The sequence below is a fragment of the Gordonia sp. NPDC003950 genome (assembly GCF_053605205.1).
Genome location: NZ_JBSGIT010000007.1, coordinates 1 through 17,138, shown reverse-complemented (window position 1 = coordinate 17,138; position 17,138 = coordinate 1). Strand labels below are relative to the sequence as shown.

Sequence of the window (17,138 nt, the reverse complement as noted above, 5' to 3'; positions counted from 1 at the left end):
CCGACCACCACCAGCCCACGAGGACACCAATGTCGCAGCACACCACATCCGATCCACGCAGCACCTCCGATCTGCACATCGCCACCGATCTGCGCACCGTCGTGGTCGTCGGACACGGGATGGTCGGTCACCGCTTCGTCGAGGAACTCCGTCGCCGCGACGTCGCCGACACCTGCCGGGTCGTGGTGCTCAGTGAGGAGCCGGTCGCGGCCTACGACCGGGTGGGGTTGTCCGGTTATGTCGGCGCGTGGGATCCGGCGTCAATGGCGTTGCCTGGCAACGATTATCCGGGTGACGAGATGGTCGAGGTGCGTCTCGGCGAGTCGGCCGCAGTCATCGACCGGGATACCCGCCGCGTGACGACGAGCACCGGCGAGATCATCGGCTACGACACCCTGGTGCTGGCCACCGGGTCGTACCCGTTCGTCCCGCCGGTCGCCGGAGCGGATCATCCGCGCAGTTTCGTCTACCGCACCCTCGCCGATCTCGACGAGATCCGGGCCGCGGCCGAGGCGGCCGGGCCGGGCACACCGGGTGTCGTGGTGGGCGGCGGGCTCCTCGGCCTGGAGGCCGCCAATGCGCTTCGCCTGCTGGGGATGTCACCGCATGTCGTCGAGTTCGCACCTCGCCTGATGCCGCTGCAGGTCGACGACGGTGGCGGTGCGCTGCTGGCCGGGTTGGTCACCGACCTGGGTCTGAGTGTGCACACCGGGGTGTCCACCACGGCCATCGCCGACGCCCCCAGCGCTTCCGCGCCGGGCATGCTGGAGGTCGCCCTCTCCGACGGCAGCACGCTCGACGCCGCGCTCGTGGTGTTCTCCGCCGGCGTCCGGCCCCGCGACGCCGTGGCCCGCGCCGCCGGACTCGAGGTCGGTGAGCGCGGTGGCATCATCACCGACAGCCGTTGCCGCACCAGCGATCCCGCCATCTATGCCATCGGCGAGGTGGCCGCGGTCAACGGTCGGTGCTACGGCCTGGTGGCACCCGGTTACACGATGGCCGCCATCGCCGCCGCCGACATCATCGACGTCGCCGACGAGGAGTTCACCGGCGCCGACATGTCGACCAAGCTCAAACTCCTCGGCGTCGATGTGGCGAGTTTCGGCGACGCCATGGCCACCACACCGGGCGCCCTGGAGATCGTGCATTCCGACCCGGTGGCCGGCACCTACAAGAAACTGGTCATCTCCGACGACGCCACCACCCTGCTCGGCGGCATCCTGGTCGGCGATGCCGACGCCTACGCGATGCTCAAACCGTTGGTGGGACAGGCACTTCCGGGTGATCCCGCCTCGTTCATCGCACCGGCCGGCGGCGCGTCGGAGGGTGTCGGTCTGTCGGCACTGCCCGACGACGCGGAGGTCTGCTCCTGCAACGGGGTGTCCAAGGGCAGTATCTGCGGCGCCATCGCCGAGGGCGCGTGCACGGTGGCCGACCTCAAGAAGTGCACCGGCGCCGGCACCACCTGCGGCGGCTGCGTGCCGTCGCTGACCCGGTTGCTCGCCGAATCCGGCGTCGACCTGCCGACGGCCTTGTGTGAGCACTTCACCCAGTCACGGTCCGAGTTGTTCTCGGTCGTCGCGGCCACCGGCATCCGCACCTTCTCGGAGTTGTTGAGCCGCTTCGGGACCGGACGCGGATGTGAGATCTGCAAGCCGACCGTGGCGTCGATCCTGGCCTCGACGTCCAGTGATCACATCCTCGACGGTGAGCAAGCCGCCCTGCAGGACACCAACGACCACTTCCTGGCCAATCTGCAACGCAACGGCACCTATTCGGTGGTGCCCCGCATGCCCGGCGGGGAGGTCACCCCCGAGCAGCTCATCGTGATCGGCGAGATCGCCCGCGATTTCGGGCTGTACACCAAACTCACCGGCGGCCAGCGGATCGACATGTTCGGCGCCCGCGTCGAACAACTCCCCCTGATCTGGCGGCGCCTCGTCGACGCCGGGATGGAATCCGGCCACGCCTACGGCAAGAGTCTGCGCACGGTGAAGAGCTGCGTCGGATCCACCTGGTGCCGGTACGGCGTGCAGGATTCGGTGGCGATGGCCGTCCGGCTGGAGACCCGCTATCGGGGACTGCGGTCGCCGCACAAGCTCAAGTTCGGTGTCTCGGGGTGCGCACGCGAATGCGCCGAGGCGCGCGGCAAGGACGTCGGCGTGATCGCCACCGAGGCCGGCTGGAATCTGTATGTCGGCGGCAACGGCGGCCAGAATCCGGTCCATGCGCAGCTGCTGGCGTCCGGGATCGACGACGACACCCTGATCGGCTACATCGACCGGTACCTGATGTTCTACATCCGCACCGCGGATCGGCTGCAACGCACCGCGCCGTGGCAGCAGGCCTTCGACGGTGGCCTGGACAAGTTGCGGGAAATCATCTGCGCAGACAGTCTGGAGATCGCCGGGGATCTCGAAGCGGCCATGGAACGTCACGTCGCCGGCTACCGCGACGAGTGGGCGGCCGTCCTCGACGACGAGGACAAACTGCGCAGGTTCGTGTCGTTCGTCAATGCCCCGGACACCCCGGACCCGACAATCGCCTTCGACGACTCCGGCGCCCGCAAGGTTCCGGTACTCCTCGGTGAACCGGCCGTCCGTGCCGGTGCCCGCACCCAGCCCAGCACCATCTGAGAGGGAACACCAACGATGACCATCGTCGAATCGCGCACCTGGGTTCACGTCTGCCCACTCGCCGACCTCGTTCCCGGCCGCGGTGTCGCCGCCCTGCTCGATGACCGGCAGGTGGCGGTCTTCTACCTCGGCACCGACGAGTCCGGAGCCCCCGACGTACGTGCGGTGGGCAACATCGATCCGTTCGGGCGTGCCGCGGTGATGTCACGCGGATTGGTCGGCGACCGCGACGGTGTGCCGACCGTCGCGTCACCGCTGCTCAAGCAGGTCTTCTCGCTCGACGACGGCGAATGCCTCGATGACGCGACCGGGGCACTACCGGTGTACGCGGTCCGCGTCGTCGACGGTGACGTCCAGATCGGCCACCGCACTGCCCCGTCGACCGGCCGGTCACCGGCTAGTGTGACCGCGACGGGGAACAGTCGGTGACCGCTCCCACCGACCTTCCGCTCGCCGGCGCCACGATCGGTGTGACCGCGGCGCGACGGGCCGACGAATTCGCCGCTCTCCTGGAACGGCGCGGCGCCCGGGTGATGCACGCCCCGGCCATCCGGATCATCCCGCTCGTCGACGACGACGAGTTGCGCCACGCCACCGACGCCGTCCTCGCCGACCCACCCGACATCACCGTCGCAACCACCGGCATCGGATTCCGCGGTTGGGTGGAGGCCGCCGACGGATGGGGCCTCGCCGACGACCTGGTGACCTGTCTGGGCCGCACCCGAATCCTCGCGCGCGGCCCCAAGGCCAAGGGCGCGGTCCGCGCCGCCGGGTTGCACGAGCAGTGGTCGCCGCCGAGCGAGTCATCCTCGGAACTGATCGAGGAACTCCTCGACGAGGGAGTCGACGGTCTTCGGGTCGCCGTGCAGTTGCACGGGGCGACCACCGAATGGGAGCCCTTGCCCGACCTGGCGATGGTGCTGCGCGAGGCCGGGGCCACCATCATCCCGATCCCCGTCTACCGCTGGGTTCCGCCGGACAACCCCGAACCGATGGCACTGATGATCGACGCGGTCGTGGGTTCGACCCTCGATGCCATCACCTTCACCTCCGCCCCGGCGGTGGCATCGATGCTGGGGCAGGCCGACAAGCTCGGCGTGCTCGAAGCGTTGCTGCACGCGATGCGCACCCGCGTACCGGCGTTCTGCGTCGGCAACGTGACCGCCGGTCCACTGCAGGCGCTGAGCGTGCCGACCATGCAGCCCCAGCGTTTTCGGCTCGGCGCGCTGGCCCGGCTCATCGCCGACGAGGTACCGCGGCGAGCCCGCACGTTTCACGTCGCGGGCTCGGAGCTGACCGTGCGCGCCTCCGGCGTGGTGATCGACGGCACTCCCCGCGAGCTCTCGACCACCGGGCTGGTGTTGCTCCGTGCCCTGACACAAATTCCGGGACACGTGATCTCGCGCCCCGACCTCCTCGATCATCTGCCCGGGGGCGGTACCGACACCCACGCGGTGGAGATGGCGGTGACGCGTCTGCGCGGTGCGCTGGGCAACCCGAAGATGATCCAGACCGTGGTCAAACGTGGCTATCGGCTCGCCGTCGACCTCGAATACGACGAATCGGAAGGAGAAGACGATGACTGACCACGCTCCGCGCAACGGCGTTCACGAGACCGCCCCGCGGGCACCGATCATGGTGGCCCACGGCACGCGTTCACCCCACGGAGTCACCACCGTCGCCCGCCTTGCGCAACTGACCTCCGAGCGCATCGGCGCCACCCGCGTCGCATTCGTCGACGTACTCGGCCCGTCACCGTCGGAACTGCTCTCCGACGAGGCCGTGCCGGCCGTCGTCCTGCCCGCCTTCCTCGCCTCGGGATACCATGTGCGACAAGATATTCCCGATCACGTGCTGGCCAGCGGGCATTCCGATGCGGTGGTCGCGAGCAATCTCGGACCCGATCCCGTTCTCGCCGACATCATGGTCGAGCGTCTGCGTGAGGCGGGCGCGCGACCCGGCGACCGCGTGGTGATGGCCGCGGCCGGCTCGTCGGACCCGCAGGCGCTCGCCGAGGTCGAACGTGCCGCAACACATCTCGCCGATCGTGTCCACGGCGAGGTGCCGGTGGGCTACATCGCCACCGCACAACCGGCCATCGCCGACGTGGTGTCCACGGTGTCGCGTCGGCGCCGTCGGGTGTTCATCGCGTCATACCTGTTGGCTCCCGGTCTCTTTCACCAGAGGTTGCATTCGCTGGGCGCTACGGGAGTAGCCGCTCCGCTCGGCGCGGACCCCCGGATCGCGGATCTGATGGCCGCCCGATACCGGGATGCATGTGTCGCAGCCGGCCACCGGCAGCGGGTGTGACGGTCATGTCCGACGTCCAGTCCCTGTGTGCCTATTGCGGTGTGGGATGCGGGATGGTACTCAAGGTCGACGAGTCGCCGTCCACGCCGCGCACCCGGGTGATCGCGAAAACCGTGGGACGCAAGGATCATCCGACGAACTTCGGCCGACTGTGCACCAAGGGCTCTACAACCGCCGACATGCTGGCGGCACCGGGTCGGATGGAGAAGGCGTCGCTACGCACCGACCGCTCCGCCGACCGGGAGGCGGTGGCGCTGTCCGACGCCATCGACCACGCGGCCCGGCGACTCCGTGCGATCATCGACGAGCACGGGCCGGACTCGGTGGCGCTCTACGTGTCCGGGCAGATGTCGCTCGAATCGCAGTACCTGTCCAACAAACTCGCCAAGGGCATGCTGCGCTCGGTGCACATCGAGTCGAACTCACGACTGTGCATGGCGAGTGCGGGGACCGGATACAAGCAGTCGCTCGGCGCCGACGGGCCACCCGGGTCGTATCAGGACTTCGACCACGCCGACCTGTTCCTCGTCATCGGGTCGAATATGGCCGACTGCCACCCGATCCTGTTCCTGCGCATGATGGAACGGGTCAAGGCGGGCGCGAAACTGGTCGTGGTCGATCCGCGACGCACCGCCACCGCCGAGAAGGCCGATCTGTTCCTCCAGGTGCGCCCGGGCACCGATCTCACCCTCCTCAACGGGCTCCTCCACCTGCTCATCGCCGCCGATGCCGTCGACCACGACTTCATCGCCGAGTTCACCGACGGCTTCGACGCCATGCCCGAGTTCCTGGCGGACTACCCACCCGCCGAGGTCGAACGAATCACCGGCGTGCCCGCCGCGGACGTCGAGACCCTCGCACGCTGGATTGCCGCGGCGCCCAACTGGATGAGTTGCTGGACCATGGGACTCAATCAGAGTACCCACGGCACCTGGAACACCAACGCCCTGTGCAATCTGCACCTGGCGACCGGCGCGATCTGCCGGGTGGGCAGCGGACCCTTCTCCCTCACCGGGCAGCCCAATGCGATGGGTGGCCGCGAGATGGGATACATGGGTCCGGGGTTGCCCGGTCAACGCTCGGTCCTGTCCGAGGCCGACCGCGACTTCACCGAGGACGCATGGGGTCTGCCCCGCGGCACCATCCGCGCCGAGGTCGGCCGCGGCACCATCGACATGTTCGAGAAGATGGCCGCGGGTGAGATCAGGGCCTGCTGGATCATCTGCACCAATCCCGTTGCCAGCGTCGCGAATCGGGCGACCGTCATCGAGGCGTTACAGCGATGCGAGCTGGTGATCGTGCAGGATGTGTTCGCCGACAACGAGACCCTCGCCTACGCCGACGTCGCACTGCCCGCCGCGATGTGGACCGAATCCGAAGGGGTGATGGTCAATTCGGAACGCAACCTGACGCTGTATCAGGCTGCCGTGCCACCGCCGGGAGACGCCACACCGGACTGGGAACTCATCGCCCGCGTCGCGCGCGCCATGGGATACGCCGAATCGTTCGCCCATTCCCACGCCGAGGACGTCTTCACCGAGATCCAACGGTTCTGGAATCCGTTGACCGGCTGGGACATCCGCGGTGTCTCCTATGATCTCCTGCGCCGCACCCCGGTGCAGTGGCCGTGCCCGCCCGACGATCCCGACGACCGTCATCCGGTCCGCTACCTCAACGACGGTCGCAGCCAACGCCTGCTGGCCCGCGCCGACGGCACCCGGCCCCGGCTCGCGTTCCCGACCGCCAACGGCCGCGCCGTCTTTCACGCCCGCCCGGGCCTGCCCCCCGCCGAGATGCCCGACGACGGTTTCCCGTTCGTCCTCAACACCGGTCGGCTCCAGCATCAGTGGCACACGATGACCAAGACCGGCCGGGTGGCCAAGCTCAACAAACTCAACCCGGCCCCCTTCGTCGAGATCCACCCCGACGACGCCGCGGGCATGTCGGTCCAGGACGGTGATCCGGTTCGCGTGTCCTCCCGCCGCGGCCAGGCGGTGCTACCGGCCGTGGTCACCGACCGCGTACGCCCCGGTACTTGTTTCGCACCGTTTCATTGGAGCGATATGTTCGGCGCGAACCTCGCGATCAACGCCATCACCAACGACGCCGTCGACCCGGATTCGCTGCAACCGGAGTTCAAGGCCTGTGCGGTGGCGCTCGCGCCGGCTCCGGCCCCGGCTGCGATCGACCCCCAGGCGCCGGGTGCCCGACCCCAGGAGGTCGGCACCCCGAGCAACGCCCTCGCCGATGCGCTGGGCATCGGCCCCGTCGCGCCACCGGCGTTCGATCCGGTCGCCGGCTCGTATCTGGCGGGTGTGCTGGCCGGCCTCGCATCATCGGCGGCCCATCCGGGCGTCCCGACCCTGCCCGCCGATGCCCCCCTGTCCGAGCGTGACCGGGCATGGGTGAACGGCGTTCTGGCGGGGACGTTCTCGCGTACGGCCACACCGTCCCCGGCCGGCCACTCCTCCGGTGACGCGCCGTCGCCGGATCGGCGCGCCGTGGCGGTCCTCTGGGCGTCGCAGACGGGCACCGTCGAGGACTACGTGCCCACCGTCGTGGACGCGCTGACCTCGGCGGGGATGACCGGAGATCTGCGCACCCTCGACGAGGCCGGGCTCGACTCCCTGACCTCCGGCGGCACCGCACTGTTCGTGACCAGCACCACCGGCGACGGCGATCCACCCGACAATGCGAGCGCCATCTGGGACCGCCTCAGCGCCGCCGACGCACCCTCACTCTCGGCGCTGCGCTATTCGGTGCTCGCCTTCGGCGATCCCAGCTACGACGAGTTCTGCGGCTTCGGCCGCAAACTCGACGCGCGCCTCGCCGAACTCGGCGCGACGCGCCTGGCCGAACGCACCGACTGTGAACCGGAATTCGAAGACAGTGCCGCCGCCTGGCTGCATACCGTCACCGAGAACCTCGCGGCGGCGGATGCCGTGACGTCGTCCGTCCCGTCCCCGGCCCCGGCGTCTGCGCAACCGTCGTCCGCGCGGCCGGTGGGCTACGGCCGTAAGAACCCCTTGCCGACGCGGCTGATCCGCAATACCGTCCTCACCGGCGCCGGATCGCAGAAGGATGTGCGCCAGATCGGGTTTGCGCTTCCCGAAGGAACACTCACCTACACCGCGGGCGATGCCGTCGGGGTGATGCCGCGCAACAGTCCGGCACTGGTCGAGCACGTCCTGGAGCTCACCGGCCTCGACGGATCGTCGGTGGTCTCGATCGGCGGCACCGACATGGACCTGCGCATGGCGTTGCGCGACAAGCTCGACATCGCGCGCCTCACCCAGCCCCTGGTGTCGTTCGTCGCGCAGCGGTGCGGGTCCGAGGACCTGCAAGGGCTCGCCGGCGCCGAGCGCGCCACGTTCGACGATTGGTCGTGGGGCCGACAGCTCGCGGACCTGCTGGGCGAGCACAGAATCCGCGCCTCCGCCGACGACTGGCTCGCCGTTCTCACCCCGCTTGCCCCACGCCAGTATTCGATCTCGTCGTCGCAACTGGAGAATCCCGGCGAGGTGCAGCTGACGGTGTCGGCGGTGCGGTACAACGTCCACGGCGTGCCCCGCCACGGGGTCTGCTCGACCTACCTCGCCGATCACGCCGGCGACGACGAGATCGGTGTGTGGGTCGCGCCGTCGGCGCATTTCGGTCCGCCGGCGGACTCGGACACGCCGATGATCATGGTCGGACCGGGCACCGGCATCGCGCCCTTCCGCGGGTTCCTCCAGGAGCGTCGCGCACTGGGACACACCGGAAAGAACTGGCTGTTCTTCGGTGAGCAACACGCGGCCACCGACTTCTACTATCGGGACGAGATCGAGGGCTTTCACGCCGACGGCCTCCTCACCGACCTCGACCTCGCGTTCTCCCGCGATCAGGACCGCAAGATCTATGTGCAGGACCGGATGATGGCCAAGGGAAAACAGCTGTGGGAGTGGCTGAATGCGGGCGCCCACTTCTACGTGTGCGGCGATCGGACCCGGATGGCCCGCGACGTCGACGCCGCCTTGACCGCCGTCGTCGCCCAACACGGAAAACTGTCCGGTCCCAGTGCACAGGCCTACGTCAAGGCCCTGTCTGCCGAGAAACGCTACGTCCGCGATGTCTACTGACCAGCCCTGACCACCACCATCTGTCGATGCCGCCAGATATCCATCACCCCCAGATATCCATCACCCCCAGATATCCATCACCCCAGGACGGATGCCCCATGAGCGATGCCAGCACACCGCGATTCCTGCAAGGCCGATTCCCGTTCACCGGCAACGGCTTCGACAGTCTCGCACCGATCGACGAGTCACTGACCCTCACGGTGTCCGACGGAAAGACGCTGCAGGCGGTCTACTTTCGCGGTGGTAACAGCAGCAACGAACTCGTCACCGTCACACTGCTGCGTAACGGTGTGCCGGTCCGGTACTTCCCGATCGGCGCGAAGGGCACAACGCACGTACCGCTGCGTCTGGTCGAGGATTTCGATGCCGGGGAGGTGGTGGAGTTGCACGTCACCGCGGACAAGGACACCACCGGCACCCTCATCATCGACCTCGGATTGGTCGAGTTCTGATGTCGGCCACCGCTTCTCACCCGTCACGGGCCGACCGCGCATTGCTGGTGGTCATCGGCAACGGGATGGCCGGCGCGCGTGCACTCGAGGAGATCCTCGCACTCGGCGGTGGCGAACAGTTTGCCATCGTCGTCTTCGGTGACGAACCGTACGGCAACTACAACCGCATCCAGTTGTCCAATGTGCTGGCCGGGTCGGAGACCCCGGACGGGATCTACCTCAACAGCCTGGCCTGGTATGACGACAACGACATCGAGTTGCGTGCCGGTGTGCGTGTGGTGCGCATCGACACCTTCGCCAAGCGGGTGTTCGCCGACGACGGTTCGATCGTGGCCTACGACAAACTGATCATCGCGACCGGGAGCCGGGCGTTCCTGCCGCCGATCGATGGCCTCTGGGTCGACGACACGACACTGGTATCCGGGGTGTTCGGGTTTCGTACCCTCGACGACACGACCGCGATGATCGAGTACGCGCCGGGCCGCTCACGCGCCGCGATCGTCGGTGGCGGACTCCTCGGGTTGGAGGCGGCCCGCGGACTCCAGAGCCGCGGGGTGGCGGCCACCGTGATCCATTCCGGACCGGTACTGATGAACGCCCAGCTCGACGAGACCGGCGGCGCGGTGCTGCGCCGCGCCATCAGCGACATCGGGATCGATGTGGTCACCGACAAACGCACCACCACGGCCTTTTCCGACGAGCGCCGGGCTATCACCGGGATCGGCTTCGCCGACGGCACGACCCTCGACTGCGACATGCTGGTGCTGTCCACCGGCATCCGCCCCAACGTCGGGCTTGCCCGCGCAGCGGGCCTGACCGTCGAACGCGCCATCGTCACCGACGATCACATGCGCTCGATCGATGACGACGACGTCTACGTCGTCGGTGAATGCGCGCAGCACCGCGGGCAGGTGTACGGCTTGGTGGCGCCGTTGTGGGAGCAGGCCAAGATCCTCGCCGCGCACCTGACCGGACACGACCGCGCGGCCGCCTATCACGGCTCGCGGACCTCGACGAAACTCAAGGTGGCCGGCGTCGACGTCGCCCAGATGGGCGTCAAACACCCGGAACACCCCGACGACGAGTTCGTCCAGTTCTACGAGCCGCGTCACGGCGTGTACAAAACCGTCGTGATCCGTGACAACCGATTGATCGGCGCGACCCTCGTCGGTGACGTCAGCAAGGTGTCGTTCCTGCTGCAGGCCTTCGATCAGCGCACACCGCTTCCGGATGAGCGGGTGTCGCTGATGTTCGACGTCGGCACCCCCGACGCGGAAACTGGCGTTGCCGAGCTCGCCGACGACGCCCAGGTGTGCAACTGCAACGGCGTGAACAAGAAGACCATCGTCGGATGTGTCTCGGCCGGAACGACATCGGTCGGCGGCGTGATGGCGCAGACCCGCGCGGGCAAGGGGTGCGGCTCATGTACATCACTGGTCTCCCAGATCGTCGAGTGGGCTGCCGGTGACGCCGTCACCGAGGATCCGTCGGTGAACTGGTATGTGCCGTCCATCCCCTACGAGAAGCCGGAACTGATGCGGCTGATCCGCGAACTGCGGTTGCACTCCGTCACATCGGTGTTCGCCGCTCTCGCGCCGGACGGCGCCGAGGATGCCAACTCCAAGATGGCACTGTCGTCGCTGCTGGAGATGATGTGGGGCGCCGACTTCATCGATGAACGCGCCGAACGCTTCATCAACGACCGGGTGCACGCGAACATCCAACGTGATGGCACCTTCTCGGTGGTGCCTCAGATGCGGGGCGGGGTGACCAGCGTCGACCAACTGCGCACCATCGCCGACGTCGCCGAGAAGTACGACGTCCCGATGATCAAACTCACCGGCGGACAACGCATCGACCTCCTCGGTATCCGCAAGGAAGACCTACCGAAGGTGTGGGCCGATCTCGACATGCCGTCCGGATATGCCTACGGCAAGAGTTTCCGCACGGTGAAAACGTGTGTGGGGATGGACTTTTGCTGATTCGGGGTTGGCGACTCGACGGCTTTGGGCATCGACCTCGAGACCCGGTTCCAGGGGATCGCCGGACCGGCCAAGATGAAACTCGCGGTCACCGGCTGCCCCCGCAACTGCGCCGAGGCATTGTGCAAGGACCTCGGCGTGGTGGCCATCGATGGCGGACGCTGGGAGATCTACGTCGGCGGTGCGGCGGGCGCCCACATCCGCAAGGGCGATCTGCTCGCAACCGTCGACACCGCCGACGAGGTCATCACCCTGACGGGCCGATTCCTGCAGTTCTACCGCGAGAACGCGAAATGGCTGGAACGCACCTACGCCTGGGTGCCGCGATACGGAATCGAGCGGATACGGGCGGTCGTCGTCGACGACAGCGACGGCCTTGCGGCCGAACTGGATTCACGCATGCAGGAATCGGTGGACGCGTACCGGGACCCGTGGCTCGACGGCAAGGATCCGGTGACCCCGGGCCAATTCCGTTCCGCTCTACCACTTCTCCCACTCCCTCAGGTCCCGGTCCGATGACCGAACACGCTGTCGCACGACTCGACGAGATCCCACCCGGCGAAGGACGCGCATTCGGGGTCGGCGACCGCCAGATCGCGGTGTTCCGGCTCCGCGACGACACCCTGCGCGCACTCGATGCCGTGTGCCCACACCGCGGGGGTCCCCTGGCCGACGGACTCCTCGACGCGCGGGTCGTCGTGTGCCCGTTGCACAATCACACCTTCGACCTGTGCACCGGCGCCGAGACGGCTTTCGACGGGAACTCGACGACCTCCTATGGGGTGCGCGTCGACGACGAGGGTACGGTGCACATCGAGATCGGCTGAGGTCGATCACCCGAGAGCGGCGAACGCCCCGTCGAAGGTCATCGGAACGTGACCCTCGAGCGTGGCGGTCGCCATCGGACCGCGACCGGATCGATCCTCGGCCGGGAGCACGATCATCCGGGAACACCGCAGCGCGCCGGAACATGTTCGAGGGTCAGCAGTCACCCCTCCCCTCCGCCCCGTCGGCATCGGGTTCGGCCGCGAAGAGTAGCTCACACACCGTCGAACCGTCATCGACGGTGTAGCGACGGCATCCCCCGTTCTGGTGATCGATCGTCACGATCGAATCAGGTGTGCCGCCCCGGCGAGACGCCTCGGCGACATAGGAGAACCGGTGCTCCCGGCTCGACCGGCGAGGGTCGAGTTGAGGGAATTCACATCCGTGTGCGGCGCGCGCAGTCTCCGACGTGTCGGCGTGGGTGCCCTGACATTCGCGGCCGTCGCCACAGAGTCCGGCCTGAGCCGCGCAACGGTGAACCGTCGGTTTGCCTCTCGCGATCAATTGATCGCGGCGTTGATCGACGCGGAACTCGACGCCATCCATACGCTGCTTCGCGAGGTGCTCGACGTCAACGCCGCCAACGAGACCATCCAGGCAGTGCTGCGCTTCGACGGAGCCGCCCCGACACCCTGGATGATTCGCGGTTCCGATCACCGGACCATCGTCACTGATCCACGTGGAGAATTCCGAACTCGCTCGCCACCTGCACCCCGATCCGCGGACAGCCCTGGAGTTCGTGGTCAGTATGACCTTCGCAGAACTGCTCTCGCCGGGCCGGTTCCTCATCCACGCCGCGATCGCCGCCTATGTCACCGATGCGGTCTGTCCCGAGCGCCGGGAGTGAGCGACCACGAAGCACATGGCACTCCATCAGTCCGGCGGCATCAGTCCGGCGGCGACCGTCGCCCCCAGTTCCCAGCACGCCTCAAGAACCGCCTTGTCCGGCTTGTTCGACGCGATCACGTACTCGGCGGCCTTCTCCCAGCCGAGCCCGGCGGTGATCCGGTCGACGGCATTTTCCGCGCCTTCGGTCCCCTCATTGCCATGCAGGTACAAGCCGAACGGACGGCCACGCGTGGAATCGAGGATCTGGTAGTACGAGCAATCGAAGGCGTGCTTGAGAGCACCTGAGATCGACCCGAGGTTCGCCGGACTGCCCAGCACGTAGCCGTCCGCGTCGAGGAAGTCGCTCGTCGACACCGACAATGCCGCCCGGCGCACCACCTCGACGCCCTCGATCTCGGGGTCGGTCGCACCGGCGATCACCGCCTCGAACATCGCCTGGCAATGCGGTGACGGGGTGTGGTGCACGATCAGCAGACGACTCACGACGCGGTTCCGTCCGGGGACTCATGAAACTGTGCGACAGCACGTTTCATCATCTGCCGGGCACGACCACGGTCGCCCGCGTAGTCATAGGCGCGAGCGATGCGGTAGGTGTTGCGCCAGTTCTGAGGGTCGGCCTCCCACTCGAGTTTCACCTCGGCGAAGAGTGCGTCGGCGGCGTCACGTTCGATGCGCCCCGACGGTCGTCGTGGGAGATCGGAGACGTCGAGTTCGCGACCTTCCTCGGCCATGATCCGCGCGAGCTTCTGGTGTTCGATGCCCGCGCGCAGGGTCGCGACGATCATCCAGATTCCGAGGAACGGCAGGATGAGCACACCGATACCGATACCGATGCCAGCGGCGGTGCCACTGGAAATCAGGTCGATACCCCGTTGCCCGAGCAGCACGAAGTAGACGCACATGGCGACGACGAGGAACCCGATCATCCAGACGATCGGGCGGGAATCGCGGTGGCGCGGTTTATCGGCCGCCATTCGGGTCAGAGATCCATCAGGACGTCGAGACCAACGGTCAGGCCGGGACGGCCGGCGACGTTACGGACACCGAGGAGGACACCCGGCACGAAGGAGGTTCGGTCGAGCGAATCGTGACGAATCGTCAGCGTCTCACCCTGCGTACCCAGCAGGACCTCCTGGTGCGCAACCAAACCGGCCAGCCGCACCGAGTGCACCCGCACGCCGTCGACGACGGCACCTCGGGCGCCGTCGAGTTCGCTGGTGGTGGCGTCGGGACTGACGCCGACACCGGCGGCATCGCGGGCCTCAGCGATCAGCGACGCGGTGCGGAACGCTGTTCCCGACGGCGCGTCGGCCTTGGCCGGATGGTGGAGTTCGATCACCTCGACCGAGTCGAAGAACCGTGCGGCCTGCTGGGCGAAACGCATGCACAGGACAGCGCCGATGGCAAAGTTTGGTGCGATCAGCACACCCACTCCCGGGGCGGCCGACAGCCATTCCCGTACCTGCGCGAGACGTTCCTCGGTGAATCCGGTGGTACCCACCACCGCGTGAATTCCGTTGTCGATCAGGAACTTCAGGTTGTCCATCACGACGTCGGGATGCGTGAAGTCGACGACGACCTGGGTGCCGGACTCGACGAAGCGCGCCGGGTCGTCACCCTTGTCGACACCGGCGCTGAACGTGAGGTCGGCAGCCTCCTCGACACCGGCGACGATCGCCTTGCCCACCTTGCCGTTGGAGCCGAACACGCCAACCTTGATGCCGTCTGTCATGCCAGCCTTTCGTCTCGGCTGGGCCACCAGCCGGTCGTTGCTTGTCGCGCCAAGTCTATGCAGTCGGGGTAATCACGTAATCCTGGCCCATCGGCGAGGAGAAACGGCGTCACGAGCGGTACCCGAGCGCTGTCACCGTTCAGGCAAGCGCTGTCAACGGATTCGGGGGTCACAAGCCGTCCTCGCCCACACCGCTCGCCCATTTCTACGCATTCCCCACGTGACACGTCAACAAAACCCCAGGTCACCTGGCGTACTCGCACACGGCGAATGCGTAGAAATGGGCACGGCACCAAACCCGTCGACTCAATAGATCGGCGCATCACCGCGTTGGTGGTCGAAGACCAGGGACGTCGTCGTACCGGCCACCTCGCGCCGGGAATTGAGCATCTCCACGAAGCGTCGGAGGGTCTCGGTGTCCGCAGTGGCGACGTGCAGCAGGTAGTCGTCGGTGCCGGCGAGGAAGAAGACGTCGATGACCTCGTCATGTCCGGTGATCTCGGCGACAAACTGCCGGATCTGCCCCCGCGCGTCCGACTGCAGGCTCACCGCCACCATCGCGCGCAACGGGCGTCCCACAGCGGCGGGATCGACGTCGGCGAAGAATCCACGGATGACACCCAACTCCAGGAGACGCCGCACCCGTCCGTGGCATGTCGACGCCGCGATCCCGACTCGTGCGGCCAGGTCGCTGTTGGTGATGCGCGCATCGGACTGCAGATGACGCAGTAACCGACGATCGATCTCGTCGAGCTGCGGCCGAACATCCTTCACCTGAGCGGGCATCTCACTCCTCCGTGTCGATTCATCTTCGTCAGAATAGCCCTATGGAGAATCATCGTCATATCTCTTGCCCTGTTTTCGTAGTTACTTCACGATTGAGGCACGTTAATCGAGGAACATTCATCCGCCTGCATTTCCTCACCACAACTTCCGACGACACTTCAGGAGCACCAGATGCGTATCGGCATCCCCACCGAGATCAAGAACCACGAGTACCGCGTCGCCGCCACCCCGGCCGGTGTGGCCGAGCTGACCCATCGCGGCCACGAGGTCGTCATCGAGGCCGGCGCCGGCATGGGATCGGCCATCTCCGACACCGACTTCAAGGAGGCGGGCGCGCAGATCCTGTCCACCGCCGATCAGGTGTGGGACCAGGCCGAGATGATCCTCAAGGTCAAGGAGCCCATCGCCGCGGAGTACTCACGGATGCGGTCCGGCCAGACCCTGTTCACCTACCTGCACCTCGCCGCCAGCCGTGAGTGCACCGACGCCCTCCTGGCATCGGGCACCACCTCCATCGCCTACGAGACCGTGCGCGGCGCCGACGGATCGTTGCCGCTGCTTGCACCGATGAGTGAGGTGGCCGGACGTCTCGCCCCGCAGGTCGGCGCCTACCACCTGATGCGTTCGGAGGGCGGTCGCGGTGTCCTGATGGGCGGCGTGCCGGGCACCGAGCCGGCCGATGTCGTGGTCATCGGGGGCGGCGTCAGCGGCGTCAATGCTGCGACCATCGCGATGGGCATGGGCGCCCAGGTCACCGTCTTCGACCTCGACATCACCAAGCTGCGCGCCATTGACGCGCGGTTCGGTGGTCGGGTGCAGACCCGATACAGCACGTCGCTCGCACTGTCGGAAGCAATCCGCGAGGCCGACCTCGTCATCGGCGCGGTGCTCGTCCCCGGCGCGAAGGCCCCGGTGCTGGTGCCCAACAGCCTTGTTGCCCAGATGAAGCCGGGTTCGGTTCTGGTCGACATCGCCATCGATCAGGGCGGCTGCTTCGAGGACTCGCGGCCCACCACGCATGACGATCCCACCTTTACCGTGCACGACAGCGTGTTCTACTGCGTCGCCAACATGCCGGGCACCGTCGCGCGTACGTCGACGCAAGCGCTCACCGGCGCCACACTCCCGTACGTGCTGCGCCTCGCCGACCTGGGGTGGGAGACCGCCCTCGCCCAGAGTCCGGCGCTCGCCGCAGGTCTGAGCACCCACGCCGGGGAGCTCTTCACCCCTGAGGTCGGGGACGCGCTCGGCATGACTGTTGCCACGAACCCCTTCCCCACCAACTGATTCACCCGGCGGACTCGGGGCGCCTCCAGTGCCTCGAGTCCGTTCGATGCCACGACCACGCCGAGTACGACGAGCACGGTTCCCACGATCGCGACGGACTGAGCACCGACGTCGGCAGCGTGAAATCCACACATTCCGTGCACGCCACCTCCGGGCGGCGT

General features: G+C 67.3%; 13 protein-coding genes and 3 pseudogenes. 11 read left to right on the top strand and 5 right to left on the bottom strand.

The features are described from left to right. The first annotated feature begins 29 nt into the window (after positions 1-29). The 8 genes and pseudogenes from nirB (ACWETB_RS07645) to ACWETB_RS07610 all read left to right on the top strand — a co-directional run bounded on the left by nirB (ACWETB_RS07645) (position 30) and on the right by ACWETB_RS07610 (position 12,325). Positions 30-2,636, top strand: coding sequence for a nitrite reductase large subunit NirB (gene nirB / locus ACWETB_RS07645; protein ID WP_452210339.1), 2,607 nt, complete (start codon positions 30-32; stop codon positions 2,634-2,636). Positions 2,637-2,651: 15 nt separating this feature from the next. Continuing rightward, positions 2,652-3,065, top strand: a complete 414-nt coding sequence (gene nirD, locus ACWETB_RS07640) for a nitrite reductase small subunit NirD (protein ID WP_452210337.1) — start codon at positions 2,652-2,654, stop codon at positions 3,063-3,065. Continuing rightward, on the top strand, positions 3,062-4,222 hold the full coding sequence (locus tag ACWETB_RS07635; RefSeq protein WP_449744767.1) for a uroporphyrinogen-III synthase: 1,161 nt from the start codon (positions 3,062-3,064) through the stop codon (positions 4,220-4,222). Before nirD ends, ACWETB_RS07635 begins: the two co-directional genes overlap by 4 nt. After that, the gene (locus tag ACWETB_RS07630; protein ID WP_449744768.1) at positions 4,215-4,946 is read left to right on the top strand and encodes a sirohydrochlorin chelatase; all 732 of its coding nucleotides are present in this window, start codon (positions 4,215-4,217) and stop codon (positions 4,944-4,946) included. The genes ACWETB_RS07635 and ACWETB_RS07630 overlap by 8 nt, the downstream gene beginning before the upstream one ends. A 5-nt stretch (positions 4,947-4,951) precedes the next feature. Further along, complete coding sequence (locus ACWETB_RS07625; RefSeq protein WP_452210334.1) at positions 4,952-9,064, top strand: molybdopterin-dependent oxidoreductase; 4,113 nt, start codon at positions 4,952-4,954, stop codon at positions 9,062-9,064. 98 nt (positions 9,065-9,162) lie between these two features. After that, positions 9,163-9,516: a molybdopterin oxidoreductase gene (locus ACWETB_RS07620; RefSeq protein ID WP_449744770.1), complete on the top strand. Its 354-nt coding sequence runs from the start codon at positions 9,163-9,165 to the stop codon at positions 9,514-9,516. Then, positions 9,516-12,017, top strand: a pseudogene (gene nirB, locus ACWETB_RS07615) (nitrite reductase large subunit NirB). The gene ACWETB_RS07620 and the pseudogene nirB (ACWETB_RS07615) overlap by 1 nt, the downstream one beginning before the upstream one ends. Continuing rightward, complete coding sequence (locus ACWETB_RS07610) at positions 12,014-12,325, top strand: Rieske (2Fe-2S) protein (protein ID WP_449744772.1); 312 nt, start codon at positions 12,014-12,016, stop codon at positions 12,323-12,325. Before nirB (ACWETB_RS07615) ends, ACWETB_RS07610 begins: the two are co-directional and overlap by 4 nt. A gap of 154 nt (positions 12,326-12,479) precedes the next feature. On the opposite strand, the pseudogene ACWETB_RS07605 reads toward ACWETB_RS07610, so the two are convergent. Beyond that, positions 12,480-12,677 (bottom strand): annotated as a pseudogene (locus tag ACWETB_RS07605) (carotenoid oxygenase family protein); the annotation flags it as partial. Between ACWETB_RS07605 and ACWETB_RS07600 the strand changes: the two are divergent. After that, positions 12,591-12,785 (top strand): annotated as a pseudogene (locus ACWETB_RS07600) (hypothetical protein); the annotation flags it as partial. The pseudogenes ACWETB_RS07605 and ACWETB_RS07600 overlap by 87 nt on opposite strands. A 217-nt stretch (positions 12,786-13,002) precedes the next feature. Next, on the top strand, positions 13,003-13,170 hold the full coding sequence (locus ACWETB_RS07595; protein ID WP_449744773.1) for a hypothetical protein: 168 nt from the start codon (positions 13,003-13,005) through the stop codon (positions 13,168-13,170). Between the two features lie 26 nt (positions 13,171-13,196). Here ACWETB_RS07595 and ACWETB_RS07590 read toward each other — a convergent pair whose 3' ends face one another. From ACWETB_RS07590 to ACWETB_RS07575, 4 genes are all read right to left on the bottom strand, one after another. Beyond that, the gene (locus tag ACWETB_RS07590) at positions 13,197-13,655 is read right to left on the bottom strand and encodes a flavodoxin family protein (protein WP_449744774.1); all 459 of its coding nucleotides are present in this window, start codon (positions 13,653-13,655) and stop codon (positions 13,197-13,199) included. Further along, positions 13,652-14,146, bottom strand: a complete 495-nt coding sequence (locus ACWETB_RS07585) for a hypothetical protein (protein WP_449744775.1) — start codon at positions 14,144-14,146, stop codon at positions 13,652-13,654. Before ACWETB_RS07585 ends, ACWETB_RS07590 begins: the two co-directional genes overlap by 4 nt. A 5-nt stretch (positions 14,147-14,151) precedes the next feature. Beyond that, positions 14,152-14,904 carry a 4-hydroxy-tetrahydrodipicolinate reductase gene (gene dapB / locus ACWETB_RS07580; protein WP_449744776.1) on the bottom strand — a complete coding sequence of 251 codons (753 nt, stop codon included), beginning with the start codon at positions 14,902-14,904 and terminating at the stop codon, positions 14,152-14,154. Between the two features lie 306 nt (positions 14,905-15,210). Then, a complete protein-coding gene (locus tag ACWETB_RS07575; protein WP_449744777.1) occupies positions 15,211-15,690 on the bottom strand; it encodes an Lrp/AsnC family transcriptional regulator in 480 nt (159 codons plus the stop codon). Between the two features lie 171 nt (positions 15,691-15,861). Here ACWETB_RS07575 and ald point away from each other — a divergent pair, with 171 nt between their 5' ends. Continuing rightward, a complete protein-coding gene (ald, locus tag ACWETB_RS07570; RefSeq protein WP_452210330.1) occupies positions 15,862-16,977 on the top strand; it encodes an alanine dehydrogenase in 1,116 nt (371 codons plus the stop codon). The last annotated feature ends 161 nt before the right edge of the window (positions 16,978-17,138 follow it).